This window comes from Pseudomonas sp. TE3552 (assembly GCF_056278945.1).
Genome location: NZ_JBWBQJ010000001.1, coordinates 6,180,994 through 6,197,713, shown reverse-complemented (window position 1 = coordinate 6,197,713; position 16,720 = coordinate 6,180,994). Strand labels below are relative to the sequence as shown.

Annotated in this window: 12 protein-coding genes; 6 read left to right on the top strand and 6 right to left on the bottom strand. The window is 59.4% G+C overall.

Going from position 1 to position 16,720, the window contains the following annotated elements:
* Positions 1-124 precede the first annotated feature (124 nt).
* The 3 genes from ACZ9BB_RS28115 to ACZ9BB_RS28105 all read right to left on the bottom strand — a co-directional run bounded on the left by ACZ9BB_RS28115 (position 125) and on the right by ACZ9BB_RS28105 (position 1,858).
* Positions 125-742 (bottom strand): FKBP-type peptidyl-prolyl cis-trans isomerase, encoded by a 618-nt coding sequence (locus ACZ9BB_RS28115; RefSeq protein ID WP_007901858.1) that lies wholly within the window; start codon positions 740-742, stop codon positions 125-127.
* Positions 743-872: 130 nt separating this feature from the next.
* The gene (locus ACZ9BB_RS28110) at positions 873-1,169 is read right to left on the bottom strand and encodes a DUF6482 family protein (RefSeq protein WP_476218023.1); all 297 of its coding nucleotides are present in this window, start codon (positions 1,167-1,169) and stop codon (positions 873-875) included.
* A 200-nt stretch (positions 1,170-1,369) separates the two neighbouring features.
* Positions 1,370-1,858: a TIGR00645 family protein gene (locus ACZ9BB_RS28105; RefSeq protein WP_223485901.1), complete on the bottom strand. Its 489-nt coding sequence runs from the start codon at positions 1,856-1,858 to the stop codon at positions 1,370-1,372.
* Between the two features lie 159 nt (positions 1,859-2,017).
* Here ACZ9BB_RS28105 and ACZ9BB_RS28100 point away from each other — a divergent pair, with 159 nt between their 5' ends.
* Positions 2,018-3,847 carry a hypothetical protein gene (locus tag ACZ9BB_RS28100; RefSeq protein ID WP_476218020.1) on the top strand — a complete coding sequence of 610 codons (1,830 nt, stop codon included), beginning with the start codon at positions 2,018-2,020 and terminating at the stop codon, positions 3,845-3,847.
* A 5-nt stretch (positions 3,848-3,852) separates the two neighbouring features.
* Here ACZ9BB_RS28100 and ACZ9BB_RS28095 read toward each other — a convergent pair whose 3' ends face one another.
* Complete coding sequence (locus ACZ9BB_RS28095; RefSeq protein ID WP_258617202.1) at positions 3,853-4,194, bottom strand: PA4575 family protein; 342 nt, start codon at positions 4,192-4,194, stop codon at positions 3,853-3,855.
* Between the two features lie 326 nt (positions 4,195-4,520).
* A complete protein-coding gene (locus ACZ9BB_RS28090; RefSeq protein WP_476218017.1) occupies positions 4,521-6,959 on the bottom strand; it encodes a Lon protease family protein in 2,439 nt (812 codons plus the stop codon).
* A 285-nt stretch (positions 6,960-7,244) separates the two neighbouring features.
* On the opposite strand from ACZ9BB_RS28090, the gene ACZ9BB_RS28085 reads away from it, so the two are divergent.
* From ACZ9BB_RS28085 to ACZ9BB_RS28070, 4 genes are all read left to right on the top strand, one after another.
* Entirely contained in the window at positions 7,245-7,733 is a 489-nt protein-coding gene (locus ACZ9BB_RS28085) for a DUF3015 domain-containing protein (RefSeq protein ID WP_476218015.1), read from the top strand.
* A 93-nt stretch (positions 7,734-7,826) separates the two neighbouring features.
* Positions 7,827-9,680, top strand: coding sequence for an Lnb N-terminal periplasmic domain-containing protein (locus ACZ9BB_RS28080; RefSeq protein ID WP_476218013.1), 1,854 nt, complete (start codon positions 7,827-7,829; stop codon positions 9,678-9,680).
* A 127-nt stretch (positions 9,681-9,807) separates the two neighbouring features.
* Positions 9,808-10,164, top strand: a complete 357-nt coding sequence (locus tag ACZ9BB_RS28075; protein ID WP_476218011.1) for a hypothetical protein — start codon at positions 9,808-9,810, stop codon at positions 10,162-10,164.
* Positions 10,165-10,236: 72 nt separating this feature from the next.
* Entirely contained in the window at positions 10,237-10,731 is a 495-nt protein-coding gene (locus tag ACZ9BB_RS28070) for a GreA/GreB family elongation factor (RefSeq protein WP_476218009.1), read from the top strand.
* A gap of 158 nt (positions 10,732-10,889) precedes the next feature.
* On the opposite strand, the gene ettA is transcribed toward ACZ9BB_RS28070, so the two are convergent.
* On the bottom strand, positions 10,890-12,554 hold the full coding sequence (gene ettA, locus ACZ9BB_RS28065; protein ID WP_476218007.1) for an energy-dependent translational throttle protein EttA: 1,665 nt from the start codon (positions 12,552-12,554) through the stop codon (positions 10,890-10,892).
* Positions 12,555-12,816: 262 nt separating this feature from the next.
* On the opposite strand from ettA, the gene ACZ9BB_RS28060 reads away from it, so the two are divergent.
* Positions 12,817-16,665 (top strand): sensor domain-containing protein, encoded by a 3,849-nt coding sequence (locus ACZ9BB_RS28060; protein ID WP_476218005.1) that lies wholly within the window; start codon positions 12,817-12,819, stop codon positions 16,663-16,665.
* The last annotated feature ends 55 nt before the right edge of the window (positions 16,666-16,720 follow it).

Sequence of the window (16,720 nt, the reverse complement as noted above, 5' to 3'; positions counted from 1 at the left end):
CAAATCTCTGTAGGAGCGAAGCTTGCTCGCGAAACAAGCAACGCGATTTGAGCTTGAAACAGAGTTGATGCCTTCGCAGGCAAGCCTCGCTCCTACAGGATCACAGGATCACAGGATCACAGGATCACAGAACGTCGAGCAGTTCGACGTCGAATACCAGTACGCTGTGCGGCGGGATGCTGCCAACGCCTTGAGCGCCGTAAGCCAGTTCGCTCGGCACGTACAGACGCCATTTGCTGCCGGCATTCATCAGTTGCAGGGCTTCGGTCCAGCCAGCGATCACGCCGCCTACCGGGAATTCTGCAGGCTGACCACGATCGTAGGAGCTGTCGAACACAGTGCCGTCGATCAGGGTGCCATGGTAGTGAGTGCGCACTTGGTCTTCACGGGTTGGCTTGGCGCCTTCACCTTGAGTCAGCACTTCGAATTGCAGGCCGGAAGCCAGAGTAGTGATGCCTTCGCGCTTGGCGTTTTCAGCCAGGAAAGCCAGGCCTTCGCCCGCAGCGGCTTCAGCCTTGGCTGCAGCTTCGGCTTGCATGATTTCGCGGATCACCTTGAAGCTGGCGGACATTTCTTCCTGACCCACACGGCTTGGCTTACCGGCGAACGCGTCAGTCAGGCCTGCGAGGATCGCGTCCAGGCTAACGCCCGGTGGCGGGTTGTCACGCAGCTGGTCGCCCAACTGACGGCCAATGCCGTAGCTGACGCGGGTTTCGTCGGTGGACAGATTTACTTCGGACATGACACTGCTCCGTTGTGCGGACGGCCCTGGAACTTGCCGTGCGTGCACAGCGCATCCCGGAGCGCCCGGAATCAAAAGGGCGAGCAGACTAGCACAGATGCCGTTACGTTGATGAGCCGTGTCGGCCCTGTCACGCGGAACGGAAGGTGATAGGAACTTTCAGGCTTTCCTCGGTGCTGGCACCGCACATTTCATCCTGAACCGAGGTATGCACGACGTTGAACGACAACTTGGGACAGGCGTGAAGCACTTCACGCGCATGCTCGACCGAGCGCAGATGCATTGTTTCGCCGTGTGAATCGAGCAATCGATGCGACAAGCCATGCATCCGAGCCTCCAGCACGTAGAACACGCCTTCCATCGAGATCAGATTCAGCTCATCGACCTTTCCGGCGATGGCATATGCATTCAACTCTTGCAGGTTCATGAGCGCACCTCACAGTGGCGAGCCAGGTTCCTTACATGGATATGCCTCGACGCGCCAAAGTACAAGCCACAAACAACACCACCTGTCTGTTTCACAAAACTGTGGGAGCGTGGCTTGCCCGCGATGGCATCACCGCGGTTTATCGTCAGACCGAGGAGATGCTATCGCGGGTAAGCCACGCTCCCACAAGGATCAATCGATCAGTGCTTGGTCAGCTTGTCCAGATAGCCCATGGCAAATGCCGACACCACGAACGTCATGTGAATGACCACATACCACTTCAAATGCTCGGGATCGACGTTCTTGGCGTCCATGAAGATACGCAGCAGGTGGATGGACGAAATCGCCACGATCGAAGCCGCGACCTTCATCTTCAACGAAGATGAGTCCATGGTACCCAACCAGTTGAGCTTTTCCTTGCTGTCGTCGATGTCCAGCTGGGATACGAAGTTTTCGTAACCGGAGATCATCACCATCACCAGCAAGCCGCCCACCAGCGCCATGTCGATCAGCGACAGCAGCACCAGAATCAGATCCGACTCGGCCATCGAGAACACGTTAGGGATGACGTGGAAGACTTCCTGGAAGAATTTCAGTGCCAACGCCAGCAAGCCCAAAGACAAACCGAAATAGATCGGCGCCAGTAGCCAGCGGGAGGCGTACATTGCATTTTCGACAAAGCGTTCCATTAAATCTCACATCAGGGCTGAAAATGGCGGCGAGTATACCAGCCACCTGTTACACCCAGAAACCGCCGGAAAATCCGTGACCTGCGTGTGTGTGACAAAATTTTTCTGCTAGTGTCCTGATCATTGACAGGTCAACGACGTCGGACAGGAAGACTGGGAATGGATGTGCGATTGCCGTTAACGAGTGCCGGACTTTGCCTCGCGCTGCTGCTCGGCGGTTGTTCGCCCAGCGACGAGAAACGCCAGGTCAGCCTCGAAGAAAAGACCGCACAGTTCGAAAAGTCCCTGGATGCGATCGAGGATCCGAAACTCAAGGATGCCGTAGCCGCGCTCGGCGGTTCTCTGTTGTTACTTGAGCGCGCGCAACTCAAGCTCGACAGCAAACCGGTGGTCACCGAATACGGCGAAGACACCCTTGCCGTACTCAAGCACTACCCCACGCCCCAGGCGCTGGTCGATACCTACATCAATGGCCTGTTCGTACTGCACAAGGAGTCCAGCTCGGATTACCTGACCGATCTGCAGCCCGTATTCCCCTTCAACTTCAACATTCCGGGCGCGTTCTTTTTTCCTCATGGCCTGGAGTGGCAATCGGTGACCCTGAGCAATAAGCGCGTCATCCCCTTTCAGCCGGAATGGTCGGAAACCGATCCCGGCATTCAACTGAGCCCCTCGAGCGCCAACCTGACCAACCCCGATGATTTGACGGTGACCTACCCCTTCATCGAAGGCCTGGATGTGGATAAGAAGAGCCAGCCACAACCGGTGAGCCTGCAAGGCAAGGTGGAAGTCACCGCCCCGCGTCGGCTCTACAGCTTCGACCTGACGAAAAAGGACATCGGCCAGACTCGCACCAACGACAACCTCAGTGTCACCCTGCTGAAACTGGCCAACAACTACGCCGAAATCGAATTCAGTAACAGCTCGCCGCCAGCCCCCGAGATCGCAGATATACCGTTCAACCCGCTGATCGTTCAGGCCCGGGACGCTACCGGGCAATTCCTCTCTCGCTCGGGCGCGATCAACGAAACCGCCGAGCAAATTGCGTTCTATCAAAAACAACTGGCGCACATGCAACAGCAGAAGACCTGGAGCGAAGCGTTCGAAAAACAGCTCGATGACGATCAGCGGGCGTTTGAAAAGCGACAGACCCGGCACTACACCAAGGTGTACTTCAACGGGTCGATCGACACCCTTGAAGTCAGTCTGCTGGACTTTTCGGCAGTCACGGTAACCCGCAAGGACCTGAACCTGCTGGTACGCCGATTCGACCAGCACACCACGAAAAAAACTATCCAGCCACTGACCTTGCCCGTGGTGGTGTATGACGACCAGGCCGCGACCTGGCTCAAGGGTGCGACGCTGGGCGAGGAACAACTGAGGAAGAGCATCAGCATCCGTCAGTCGGTCGATGATCCGAGCGCCGCGCGCATCGAGTTCGATCACCCTAGAAGTTTCAATGACGAACTGCTCGGCACCTCGTTCAATCCCGGCGAAAGCCCGGTGACATTTTTTACCCAAGATGGCAAAGGCCAGCGCGATGGGCCGATCGAACTGCCGCCCGAGGCGTATCAGGTCGACCCGCTACGCGGCAGCATCACCTACGATCTGAATCTGTTTGCAGAAACACCGGCCTACGCGGTCGGCTCAATGCCGCTGTTCCTGGCGACTGTCGACAAGCAAACGTACGACGCCCATCAATTGCCCAAGGGTCTTGAGCTTAAGGGTAATGCGTTGGTGGTTGATCTGAAGCTGTTTCCCGCCCAGGACTGGCGTTTTTTCGCCAAGGACGACAGCGGTCATTATCTGAAGGAGATTCTTTCGGTCAGTCACGACGCGAGTGCACAAGGCCCGGCATTATTTGCAGTGCATTACTTCTATGGCCAGCCCACACGTCTGGAGACTTATCAGCGAACCGACCTCACCACCGTGCAATACGGTTTCGAGGTCAAGCTCGACAAGGCTGAGTCAGGCAACCTGGATCAATAGCCTGTTCAGTGCTCGGGCCGAAACTCGGGACCACTGAGGTTGCGATAACGGCCACCGTTGATCTCTCGCAACTGGGCTTGCAGATGCAGGCACCAGATTTGCGGATCATCAGCCAGCTCGTAGCCATGCAGGGTCAGACTTTCAACGATGGTGTCGAGGATCGATTCAGCTGCGACCGGCCCACGGAAAGGGCCTTGGGCCTTGATGGCTGAAGGCTGCTCGCCGGCCATGCCGGCGGCGAAGAGCAAGGTCCACATGCCCGTATCTCCCGCCAGTGGGCGGATGGCACACTCGATACGGGTCACAAGACCCAGGCATTGACGGGTGAGGCAGAGGTTGCGCGACATGGCGGCGACCCTCGGTAAATCCGGTATTCAACCTCCACGGGAAGGCTGTCTCGATCCAGTGATTACTGTCGATGTCCTTGAGCAGATAATAGAAGAAAAGTGTGGCTCGCACGCGAACCAGAACCAGAAGGCGCCGAGTGGTCACTGCGTGAATATTGACGCCATAATTGTGGCGAGGGGGTTTGCCCCCGTTGGGCCGCGAAGCGGCCCCGAAAGCGGCTGAAGCGGTTGATTAGAAACACCGTATCCATCGTTTACGACTGCTTCGCAGCCGAACGGGGGCAAGCCCCCTCGCCACAGGAAGCTTGCTACTTTTGGCGGACAACTCAAGCCGGTTTGATTTCCAGCATTGCTTCCTGCGCCAACTCCTTTTCGGCTTCCTTGAGGTCTTCCTCGCTGACCATTTCCGCAATCACCCGCAAGCGTTCCACTACCCGCGCATTGATGCTGCCTTCAGGGAAATCGCCATTCTCATCTGGCGCACCGGCCGGCTCGCCGACCAACAGGCTCAGGGCCTCGTCGGCCTGGCGCACCGCGTAGACATGGAACTGCCCCGCGCGCACCGCCGCCAGCACCTTCTCGTCGAGCATCAGCGTGGCCACGTTGGCCTGAGGGATGATCGCCCCTTGCTCACCGGTCAGGCCGCGAGCTTCGCAAAGCCGGAAGAAACCTTCGATCTTCTCGTTGACCCCGCCTACCGCCTGCACTTCACCGAACTGGTTGATCGAACCGGTAATCGCAAAGCACTGCTTGAGCGGGGTTTTCGACAAGGCCGAGATCAGCGTGCACGCCTCACCCAGGGACGCGCTGTCGCCATCGACATAACCATAGGACTGCTCCAGCGCGATGCTCGCGGAAATCGCCAGCGGGAATTCCTGGGCATAACGGCTGCCCAGGTACCCGGTGAGGATCATCACGCCTTTGGAGTGGATCGGCTGGCCGAGGTTGACCTCGCGCTCGATATCGACGATACCGCTGCCGCCCGGATAAACCGTGGCAGAAATGCGCGCCGGCACCCCGAAGGCCGAATCACCGACTTCCAGTACTGTCAGCCCGTTGCACTTGCCGACGGCCGCGCCATCGGTGTCGATCAGAATGATTCCGGCCAGCATGTCATCGAGAATCCGCGCCGAAACGCGCCCGGTACGAGTGGCCTTGGCCTTGAGCGCACGCTCGATGTGCCCGGCGTCGGTCATGTCGTCGCCCGCCAGGTCGCGAATGAAATCCGCCTCGCTGACCAGCTGGAACAGATCGCCGATTCGCGCCGACAAACGCCCCTGGTGCTCGGCCAGACGCGCGCTGTAAGTCGCCAGACGCGCCACCGCATCGGCGGTCAGCGGCGCCATGCCTTCCTCGGAGGTACGGGTTTTGAGCAACTGGGCGAACTGCTCCAGGCTCTCATCGACCATCGGGATGTCTTCGTCGAAATCCACCAGGACGCGGAACATCTCCTGGAAGTCCGGATCGAGGTCTTGCAGCGTGTAATACAACTGCCGGGCGCCGATGATGACGACTTTGACCTGCAACGGAATGTGTTGCGGTGTCAGCGTCACGGTAGCCAGGCGGCCCAGCTCGCCGAGTGGCGATTCCATTTTCAGCTTGCGCGATTGCAGGGCACGCTTGAGCGCATCCCAGACAAAAGGTTCGCTGAGCATTTTTTCCGCTTCGAGGATCAGGAAGCCGCCATTGGCCCGGTGCAGCGCACCCGGTCGCAGCTGCCGATAAGTGGTGTAGAGCGCGCCCTGATCGGTGCTGTATTCGATGCGACCGAACAGGTTGTCGTAGGTCGGGTGCGGCTCGAACACCACGGGCGCACCGCCGCTGAACGGATGACCGACCACCAGGCTCGGGGCGTATTGCTCTTCAAGCAATTTGCGGGCGATGGCGTCGGTCTTGCTGTCGTCCACCAGTTGCTCGACCACTGTCTTGAGCAGGTACACCTGCATCGCTTGCAGATAACCACAAACGCCAGCGTTTTCCGCGTACTTTTCCGACAGCGGCGCGAGCAATGGCTGCAAGGCCAGGGTGATGGTTTCTTCGTTGAGCTGACGCAGTTGATTGCTCGACTCGCGCTTCCATTGCGGCAGGCTGGCAAGTTCTTCGTTCAACCGCTCTTCCAGCCCGGAAATATCGTCATGAAAACGTTCGCGCTCGGCTTCCGGCAACTGGGCGAACTCAGCCTCATCCAGTGCCTTGCCTTCGCTCATCGGCGTGAAGGCGATGTTGCTGCTGTCGCGGTAGAGCGCGACCTCTTTTTCCAGCGCCAGACGTTCGATTACATCCAGTGCCCGGTCATAACGCTGGTTGAAAGCGCGGTCGATGGCGCTTTTCTTCTGCTGATAGGACGGGTGTTCGAACACTGCCGGAAAAGTCGCCAGCAGGTTGTCGATCAGGCCATTGATATCACCGATAAAGGCCCCGGCGGTGCCCGATGGCAACTCCAGGGCGCGAGGTTCGCGCGGCTCATCGAAATTATTGACGTAGACCCAATCCGCCGGGGTCTGCAGGCGTTTGCCTTCGGCCTTGAGGTAGCGTTTGACGAACGAAAACCGGCCGGTGCCGGGCTCGCCCATGACGAATACGTTGTAACCGGGGCGTGGCATGGCCACACCGAACTGCAAGGCTTCGACCGCACGTTCCTGGCCAAGCACACCGCGGAAGGGCTCCAGATCATTGGTGGTAGAGAAGCTGAACTGTTCAGCGGAAAACGGACGGGTCAGCGCTTCAGGCGCTAGACGCAAGCTGGCAGCAACAGGATCAGGCATCGGGCTTCCTTACATCAGGCGGGGCAGATAGCGGCATTCTGGCGCTGCCCGTACCTCACTGGCAAGGCGCACCTCAAGCCAAAGCCTGGACAAACCGTCAGCCTCGGGCCGAAAGGGTCAAAATCAATGTTTTCAGGGAATGTCTCGCAAAAAGTAACGCAACCCCCGGAACGTGCCTAAACTCCAAGCTGCGCGGCTGGAACGAAATAAACGAATAACCGGCCCACTGGCACCATTAGGGGCCAGCACCCTGTCCATTGGTATGCACACAAAGAGAACATAGCTATGAAACGGATTCTTCTCGGTACTCTCTTCACCGCTGTATCCATCAACGCCATGGCTCAGGCGCCAGGCGGTCCGGACTGCGGTTGGGGCAACATGCTGTTCGAAGGTCAGCGTGGCACCCCGGCACACTTCCTGGCATCCACCACCAACGGCACTTCCGGGAACGCAACCTTCGGTATGACCTCCGGTACCAACGGTTGCTCGACCAATGCGTCGCTGACCTATGGCGGCAAATCCTGGATCGCCATGAATGGCATGATGAACGAGCTGTCCGAAGACATGGCCAAAGGTCAGGGCGAAGCGTTGACCACTTACGCCGTGGTACTGGGCGTGGCGCCGGAAGACCGTGCGCATTTCGCCGCGGTGACTCATCAGCACTTCCAGCAAATCTTCAGCAAGGCTGACGTGACCGCTGAAGATGTGCATACCAACACCCTGGCCGTACTGAAGAATGATCCTCGTCTGGCCAAGTACGCTACTCAAGCTTAAGCTCGACCCGCACCCGCTCCTTTCGGGGAGCGGTTTTTGTTTTTTGGACCTGACCCTTTGGGTCTTTGTTTCCTCGAGTTCAAGTAGTCTCTTATGCTCAAACGCCTTGCCTGGCTGGCGCTCTGTGTCTGCGCCCCGCTGTCCGCCGCGCCACACATCGACAATCAACGTTTGCAGCAACTGGCCAACAATCCGTTCTGGATTTCCCTGGGACATTACGAAACCGCCAAGCTCGGCGGCTGGCGCAGCTATGTCAGCGACAGGAAATTCTTTCTCGCCCCCGATGGCAACGAACACCCCGACCGTGAACTGGCGGCGACCGTGCAGGCGCTGTATGCCCCGGCCAGTACCGGTGAGCAGCATGCCCAATGCGTCTATCCGGCCCGTACCCGCTGGCTGAAGGCGCAGCTTGAGCTGACCGGCCTGCCAACGCCGGACTGCGCCGAATTCAAGCAATGGTTCAAGGACGTTGCGCCCCACAGCGCGGTGATGATTTTCCCGGCGGCCTACCTGAACAGCCCGTCATCGATGTTCGGCCATACCTTGCTGCGCATTGATCAGGCTAGTGTGCAGAGCGACAAGACATCGCTGCTCAGTTACGCGATCAATTTCGGTGCCTACATTGAAGGGTCGGACAACAGCATTCTGTATGCCTGGAAAGGCTTGATGGGCGGCTATCCCGGCCTGTTCGCGCTGGTGCCCTACCAGGAAAAGCTCTCCGAATACCGCAGCCTGGAGAACCGCGATCTGTGGGAATACCGCCTGAACCTGACTCAGCAAGAAACCGAGCGCATGGTCGAGCACGTCTGGGAGCTCAAGCAGATCCAGTTCGACTACTTCTTCTTCGACGAAAACTGCTCCTACCGCCTGCTTGAGCTGCTGCAAGTGGCGCGGCCAAACCTGCATTTGACCGAGCAATTCCCGTTGACCGCTATCCCCACCGACACCGTCAAAGCGGTGAAAGCCGCCGGGTTGGTGGAGTCGATCGAGTATCGCCCGTCCCGTGAGCGTGAACTGCTGAGCCGTGCCGAGCCATTAACCTCTGGGGAGCAGGATTGGGTGCTGAAAGTCAGTGCCGATCAGCAGCAATTGCAGAGCCCTGCGTTCAAGGCTCAACCTCGCGACCGTCAGGCGTTGATCATTGATGCGGCTTATCGTCTGGAGCGTTATCGCGCCAACGGACAGGAACGCGACCCGGCACGGGCCCAGCGCAGTTTCGAATTGCTGCGCGCAATCAATCAAAACCCGCCCCCGGAACTGGACATACCGCAACCCGGTTTACCCGAAGACGGCCACGAGTCCCGCACCTGGCAGGCCGGCATCGGCACCCGGGGTGACAAGGCCTTCGGCGAATATGGCCTGCGCATGGCCTATCACGACCTCAATGACAATGCCGAAAGCTTCCCCCTCGGCGCGCAGATCGAAATCCTGCAGATGAAACTGCGCCAGTACGAAGGCAATGACTGGCAGTTGCAGCAACTGGATCTGGCGACCATTCGCTCCCTGACCCCGCGCAACGCGCTGTTGCAGCCGCTGTCGTGGCAAGTCACCGCCGGCCTGGAGCGCGTACCGGGCAAGCATGATGACGAAACCCTGGTCAGCCATGTCAATGGTGGCGGCGGCGGGACCTGGAAATTGGGCGACGACATGCTCGGTTTCGCCCTGGGCACCGTGCGTGTGGAGCATAACAACGACTTTGCGGGTTTCATTGCACCAGCGGCGGGCTTCAACAGTGGCCTGCTGTGGAGAAACCCGTTGGGCAATTTCGGCCTGGAAGCCAAGGGCGATTACTTCACCAATGGCGAAGTGCGCCGTAGTGTGAGCTTGAATCAGCAGTGGGAACTGTCGCGCAACCTCGGTTTACGCTTGAGCGCCCAACGCGAATTCAGCCACCTGGCCTCACCCGAAAACGAAGTGATGCTTGAGGTGAAGTGGTATCACTATTGATCTGACACACCACACCCCCTGTGGGAGCGGCGTTACCCGACAGATTAATCACCGCCGTTTCACATACATCCGACAAATCCGCTTCTAAACTTCCCTTATAGACCGTTGAGCGGCTCGGGAGTCCGGGATGTGGCGTTGCGTGGGTGTGTTGGGATTGTTGGTATTGCTCACGGGGTGCCAGTCGACCCACGAGGATCTGATCGCCAAGGGTTATCCGCCGGCGTTCGCCGATGGCTTCGATGACGGCTGCAGCAGTGGCCGGCAAGCCGCCGGGGCGATCACCGGTGAATTTCGCAAAAATGTGCCGCGTTACCTCAAGGACAAGCAATACGCCGAAGGCTGGACCGACGGTTTCCGTCAATGCCAGGCCATGCGGGAAAACGAGGATCGTAATGAGTACAGGGACCGCCATTGGGACGAGCGCGAACGGGCCTGGCAACAAGAGAAAGACCGGGACGCCGCACGAGCCTATCGCTCGCAATAAGTCGTTTACAGACATTCGTCGAAACTTAAAGCCTGTGACCAATGGCCCAAACCCCTATAACGGGAGAAAAGCATGAGTCGCGCCTTCGTCAATGAAGATAACGCCGCTGCGCAAGCCGATCAGCCGGTCGAACGGCAAGTCAGCGCGCAGCCCAATTACGTCACGCCTGCCGGCCTCGCACAGCTTCAGGCGAAAGTCGACAAGCTGCAAAACCTGCTCGATGAGGAAAGCGCCAAAGGTGACCTGGCCGACAAGCAACGCCAGGCCGACCTCGATCGTGACTGGCGCTACTTCAAGCAGCGCCTGCAAAGCGCCCAGGTGGTCGCACAGGCCTCCTCGACCGACAAAGTGCAGATCGGCAACTGGGTGACCTTCGCCGACGAACACGACCATGAACAGCGTGTGCAATTGGTCGGAGAAGACCAGGCGGATGCCGCCCATGGGCTGATCAATTGGAGTTCGCCGCTGGGACGGGCGTTGCTCGGGGCGAAAGTGGGCGATGAGGTGTTGTGGAAGCGGCCGGCGGGGGATTTGGTGATTGAGGTGTTGGCCGTCGAGGCGGGGTGACCTTCAGACCGTCTTCGCGGGCAAGCCTCGCGCCTACAGATCGTGCAATTCTTCTGTAGGCGCGAGGCTTGCCCGCGAAGGCCGCGCCACGGTCTGACTGAACGCCCATAAAAAAACGGAGCCCCCGAAGGCTCCGTTTTTATGCAACCAACCTGAAATCAGGCCAGTTTCTTGTGCCGTACCCGGTGCGGCTGGGACGCCGCTTCGCCGAGGCGTTTCTTGCGATCGGCTTCGTACTCGGTGTAGTTACCTTCGAAGAACACCGCTTGCGAGTCGTCTTCGTACGCCAGGATGTGAGTCGCGACGCGGTCAAGGAACCACCGATCGTGGGAGATCACAATGGCGGCGCCCGGGAAGTCCAGCAAGGCTTCTTCCAGGGAGCGCAGGGTTTCAACGTCGAGGTCGTTGGACGGTTCGTCGAGTAGCAGGACGTTGCCGCCCTCTTTCAGGGTCAGGGCCAGGTGCAAGCGACCACGCTCACCACCGGACAGGTCCTTGACGAACTTCTGCTGATCGCCGCCCTTGAAGTTGAAGCGACCGACGTAGGTACGCGACGGGATCTCATAGTTGCCGATGCGAATCTGGTCGGAACCGTCGGAAATCTGCTGGAACACAGTCTTGCTGCCATCCAGATCTTCACGGCTTTGATCGACGCACGCCAGTTGCACGGTTTCGCCGACTTCGATGCTGCCCGAGTCCGGCGTTTCCTTGCCCATCAGCATGCGGAACAGGGTCGATTTACCGGCACCGTTACCGCCGATCACGCCAACGATGGCGCCTTTAGGCATGGAGAACGACAGGTTGTCGATCAACACGCGATCGCCGTAGCCCTTGCTGACGTTCTTGAACTCGATGACCTTGTCGCCCAGGCGCGGACCGGCCGGGATGTAGATCTCGTTGGTTTCGCTGCGCTTCTGGAATTCCTGCGATTGCATTTCTTCGAAGCGTTGCAGACGCGCCTTGGATTTGGACTGACGGGCCTTCGCGCCTTTGCGCACCCACTCCAGTTCTTCCTTCATGGCCTTTTCGTGGGCCGACTGCTGCTTGGATTCGGCCGCCAGACGATCGGACTTGGCTTCGAGCCAACCCGAATAGTTGCCCTCGTACGGGATACCGGCGCCGCGGTCGAGCTCGAGGATCCAGCCGGCAACGTTGTCCAGGAAGTAACGGTCGTGCGTGATCGCAACCACAGTGCCCGGGAAATCGTGCAGGAAATGCTCCAGCCAGGCGACGGAGTCGGCGTCCAGGTGGTTGGTCGGTTCGTCGAGCAGCAGCATATCCGGGGCGGACAGCAGCAGGCGGCACAGGGCCACACGGCGCTTTTCACCACCGGAGAGGTGTTCGACTTTGGCGTCCCAGGCCGGCAGACGCAGCGCATCGGCGGCGACTTCCAGCTGGCGGTCCAGGTTGTGTCCATCGCTGGCCTGCAGGATGGCTTCAAGTTTGGCCTGTTCGGCAGCCAGCTTGTCGAAGTCGGCATCCGGTTCAGCGTAAGCCGCGTAGACCTCGTCCAGGCGCGCCTGGGCGTTCTTGATCACACTGACCGCTTCCTCGACCACTTCACGCACGGTCTTGGTCGGGTCCAGGATCGGCTCCTGCGGCAGGTAGCCGATGTTCAGGTCCGGCATCGGACGGGCTTCGCCGTCGAACTCGGTGTCGACGCCCGCCATGATTTTCAGCAACGTGGACTTACCCGAACCGTTGAGGCCGAGTACGCCGATCTTGGCGCCGGGGAAGAACGATAGCGAAATGTTTTTCAGGATTTCCCGCTTCGGCGGAACAACTTTGCCCAGCCGATGCATGGTGAAGACGTATTGAGCCATGGAGAACCTAGGGTCAGTGACTGATGAATGATTGGAGCGCAGGCGATACCCGGCCAGACCATGCGCGTCGTTCGTTTGATGGGTATCAAGGCCTAGGAGCTGGAACGCTCCCGCGTAACCGGCAAAGCTACCTCATTGACAGAAGGCAGTCCAGCCGAGAGGGGCTGGCACTTCGCCATAACTCAAGGCATGCTAGCCGCCCTTCGGGCGTCCGGCTTATAGTGCACGTCGCGCCAGTCCAGCCAAACCGCAGGATTACAGTTTGTCCAATGTCACTCCGCCACCGTCCGTGAGCGCACTTAATCCTGCGACCGGCTCGCCCCTGCGCGGAACCTTGAAGGGCGCGCTGGCGACACTCGCGCTATTGCTGCTCGCATTGCTGTTCTGGCAACTGCTGGATCAGCTTCGCGAAACCCAGAAAAACCAACGCCAGTACACCATCGACTACACCGCCGACCTGGCTTCGCAAGTCAGCCTGAACATGGCCCTCAACGCGCAGATCGCCCTGAATCTGCTACCGATCGTCGAACAACCGCAAAGCGCCGACGAACAGCAGGCGTTGCTGCGTAAACTGCAACAATCGCTGCCCGACCTGCGCAGCCTGGCGCTGCTCAGTCCTTCCGGAAAGATCCTCAGCGACAGCGCCGTCGGCAGTCAGGACGCCAATTATCTGAGCGAACTGGTCCAGCGCAGCCGCGCCCAGGCCCACTATTTCAGCAATGCCGATGACGGTTCGGTCGTGCACCTGCTCCTGCATCAGGCCAGTGGCAGCAGCCGCGGCTATTGGGTCCTGCGCCTGACGCCGACGTTCTTTTCCTCATTGACCAAACAGGCCAATGTCGGCGTTCGTCCCCTGTGGCTGGTGGAAAACCGCATCAATCATCAGATCATCAGCCGCGATGACGCCCTGCCGTCGGTCAAACAGGCCGTGCTGACGCCCGATGAACAGGCCAACAGCGTGCTGACCGTCCCCTTGAGCAGCAGCGATTGGCAACTGCGTGGACTGTTCGACCGGCAACGGGTGATCGAACAACTGCTACCGGCGTTCATCGGCAAATGCCTGCTGGGTCTGGCCTTCTCGCTGTTACCGTTCATCGCTTTGCTGAACATTCGTCGCCGCCAACGCCAACTGCATGAAGGCCGCCGACGCTATCAAGACATTTTCGAAGGCACCGGCGTCGCACTGTGCGTACTCGACCTGTCCGGGCTCAACAGTATTTTCGACAAGGCTCAACTCGACAGCAGCGAGCAGTTGAAAGCCTGGCTCGAAACACCGGAGCAACGTCAGCAACTGTTGCAGGAACTGCGCATCACCGAGGTCAACCAGGTCGCCCTGCAACTGCTCAATGTCAACTCCTGCGACCAAGCCTGGAAGCTGCTGATCAACGGTTGCCCACTGGACTGCACGGCCATCGGCAATCAAGTACTCGAAGCAGTACTGCACCGGCAGAAACAGCTTGAACTGGAAATCAAGCTTCGGGACGCCAATGGCCGCGACCAACACTTGTGGCTGGTGCTGCGCCTGCCGGAAGATCAAGCCGACTATAAAGCGGTGATCCTGAGCATCAGCGACATCACCAGCCGCAAGCTCATCGAATTGTCGCTGCTGGAACGTGAAGGGTTCTGGTCCGACGTGGTGCGCACCGTGCCGGATCACCTGTATGTGCAGGACGTGATCAGCCAGCGGATGATCTTCAGCAACCATCACCTGGGGCAAACGCTGGGTTACAACCGCACCGAACTGCACCAGATGGGCGAGTATTTCTGGGAAATCCTTTTGCACCCCGAGGATGCCGACTACTACCACCGCTCTCGCCAGTCCCAGCGTCACGCCGGTTACACCCAATTGCTGCAATGCCAGCTGCGCTTCCGTCATCGCGACGGCAAATGGCGACGTTTCGATATTCGCGAACAGGCCCTGGCGCGGGACAAGCACGATCAGGTCACGCGCATCATCGGCGTGGCCAAGGACATCACCGAACAGATCGAAGCCAGTGAGTCCCTGCGCGACAGCGAGCAGCGTTATCGCATGCTCGCCGAAAGCATCAGCGACGTGATTTTCTCCACCGACAGCAAGATGGCGCTCAACTACGTCAGCCCCTCGGTGCAAGCCGTATTGGGCTTCGATGCCGACTGGATATTCCAGAACGGCTGGCAATCGACCATCGCCAACCCGCAACAACTGACTGGCATCTACAGCCTGATGGACCGGGTCAGCAAAGCGCTGGACAAGCCCGAACAACTGGCGCTGCTGCGCAGTCAGGTGCAGACCCAGCTGTTTCTGTTCGATTGCCTGCGGGCCGACGGGCGCAAGATTCCCATCGAATTGCGTCTGGTGCTGGTCTGGGACGAGCATGGTGCCTTCGAAGGCGTACTCGGGGTCGGTCGCGACATCAGCCAGCAACGGCGGGCCGAGAAAGACTTGCGCATGGCCGCCACGGTATTCGAGCACTCGACCTCGGCGATTCTGATCACGGACCCGGCCGGCTATATCGTCCAGGCCAACGAGGCCTTCAGTCGCGTCAGCGGCTATGCGGTGGCCCAGGTCCTCGACCAGTTGCCGAACATGCTCACCGTCGATGAGCAGCAGGAAGCCCATCTGCGCTATGTGCTCAAGCAATTGCATCAGCACAGCACCTGGGAAGGCGAAGTCTGGCTCAAGCGGCGCAACGGCGAGCATTACCCGGCGTGGGTCGGGATTACGGCGGTGCTCGACGACGAAGGCGATTTGGCCAGCTACGTGTGTTTCTTCAGCGACATCAGCGAACGCAAGGCCAGCGAGCAACGGATTCACCGCCTCGCCTATTACGACGCCCTGACTCACCTGCCCAACCGCACGTTGTTCCAGGATCGCCTGCACACCGCGCTGCAATCGGCTGAACGGCAGAAGTCCTGGGTGGTGCTGATGTTCCTCGACCTGGACCGTTTCAAGCCGATCAACGACTCCCTGGGCCATGCCGCCGGCGACCGCATGCTCAAGGAAATGGCCACGCGCCTGCTCGCTTGCGTCGACGATGACGACACAGTGGCGCGCATGGGCGGCGATGAATTCACTCTGCTGTTGCAACCGCGGGTCAACCGGGAGATCGCGCTGAACCGAGCGATTCATGTGGCCGAGCAGATCCTCGCCAGCCTGGTGAAACCGTTCGTGCTGGAAGGCCGCGAGTTCTTTGTCACCGCCAGTATCGGCATCGCCCTGAGCCCTCAGGATGGCAGCGAACTCAGTCAACTGATGAAGAACGCCGACACTGCGATGTACCACGCCAAGGAGCGCGGCAAGAATAACTTCCAGTTCTATCAGACCGACATGAACGCCAGCGCCCTGGAGCGTCTGGAGCTGGAAAGCGACCTGCGCCATGCCCTGGAGCAGAACGAATTCGTGCTGTACTACCAGCCGCAATTCAGCGGCGACGGCAAACGCCTGACCGGTGCCGAAGCCCTGCTGCGCTGGCGCCATCCACGCCGCGGCCTGGTGCCGCCAGGAGATTTCATTCCGGTACTCGAAGAGCTCGGGCTGGTGGTGGATGTCGGCGACTGGGTGATCAGTGAAGCCTGTCGTCAGCTCAAGACCTGGCACCAGACCAAGGTGCGGGTACCGAAGGTCTCGGTGAACATTTCTGCCCGGCAGTTCTCCGACGGGCAGCTCGGCACGCGGATCGCCACCATCCTCAAGGAAACCGGCCTGCCACCGGCGTGCCTGGAGCTGGAGCTGACCGAAAGTATCCTGATGCGCGAAGTCAGTGAGGCGATGCAGATCCTCGCCGGCTTGAAAAACCTCGGCCTGAGCATTGCAGTCGACGACTTCGGCACCGGCTATTCATCGCTCAACTACCTCAAGCAATTCCCGATCGACGTGCTGAAAATCGACCGCACCTTCGTCGATGGCCTGCCCTCGGGTGAACAGGATGCGCAAATTGCCCGGGCGATCATCGCCATGGCCCACAGCCTCAACCTGGCGGTGATCGCCGAAGGCGTGGAAACCCACGAGCAGCTCGATTTCCTGCGTGAACATGGTTGCGATGAGGTTCAGGGCTACCTGTTCGGTCGTCCGATGCCGGCCAGCCGGTTCGAAGCGCAGTTCAGCAATGATGCGTTGTTCATGTTTGACTGAAGAGGAACTTCTGTGGCGAGGGGACTTGCCCCCGTTGGGTCGCGAAGCGGCCCCA

What these genes read in the sequence shown, in the direction of transcription:
- ACZ9BB_RS28115 (WP_007901858.1), bottom strand. Translation starts at nt 742, where the DNA reads ATGTCCGAAGTAAATCTGTCCACCGACGAAACCCGCGTCAGCTACGGC.
- ACZ9BB_RS28110 (WP_476218023.1), bottom strand. Translation starts at nt 1,169, where the DNA reads ATGAACCTGCAAGAGTTGAATGCATATGCCATCGCCGGAAAGGTCGAT.
- ACZ9BB_RS28105 (WP_223485901.1), bottom strand. Translation starts at nt 1,858, where the DNA reads ATGGAACGCTTTGTCGAAAATGCAATGTACGCCTCCCGCTGGCTACTG.
- ACZ9BB_RS28100 (WP_476218020.1), top strand. Translation starts at nt 2,018, where the DNA reads ATGGATGTGCGATTGCCGTTAACGAGTGCCGGACTTTGCCTCGCGCTG.
- ACZ9BB_RS28095 (WP_258617202.1), bottom strand. Translation starts at nt 4,194, where the DNA reads ATGTCGCGCAACCTCTGCCTCACCCGTCAATGCCTGGGTCTTGTGACC.
- ACZ9BB_RS28090 (WP_476218017.1), bottom strand. Translation starts at nt 6,959, where the DNA reads ATGCCTGATCCTGTTGCTGCCAGCTTGCGTCTAGCGCCTGAAGCGCTG.
- ACZ9BB_RS28085 (WP_476218015.1), top strand. Translation starts at nt 7,245, where the DNA reads ATGAAACGGATTCTTCTCGGTACTCTCTTCACCGCTGTATCCATCAAC.
- ACZ9BB_RS28080 (WP_476218013.1), top strand. Translation starts at nt 7,827, where the DNA reads ATGCTCAAACGCCTTGCCTGGCTGGCGCTCTGTGTCTGCGCCCCGCTG.
- ACZ9BB_RS28075 (WP_476218011.1), top strand. Translation starts at nt 9,808, where the DNA reads ATGTGGCGTTGCGTGGGTGTGTTGGGATTGTTGGTATTGCTCACGGGG.
- ACZ9BB_RS28070 (WP_476218009.1), top strand. Translation starts at nt 10,237, where the DNA reads ATGAGTCGCGCCTTCGTCAATGAAGATAACGCCGCTGCGCAAGCCGAT.
- ettA (WP_476218007.1), bottom strand. Translation starts at nt 12,554, where the DNA reads ATGGCTCAATACGTCTTCACCATGCATCGGCTGGGCAAAGTTGTTCCG.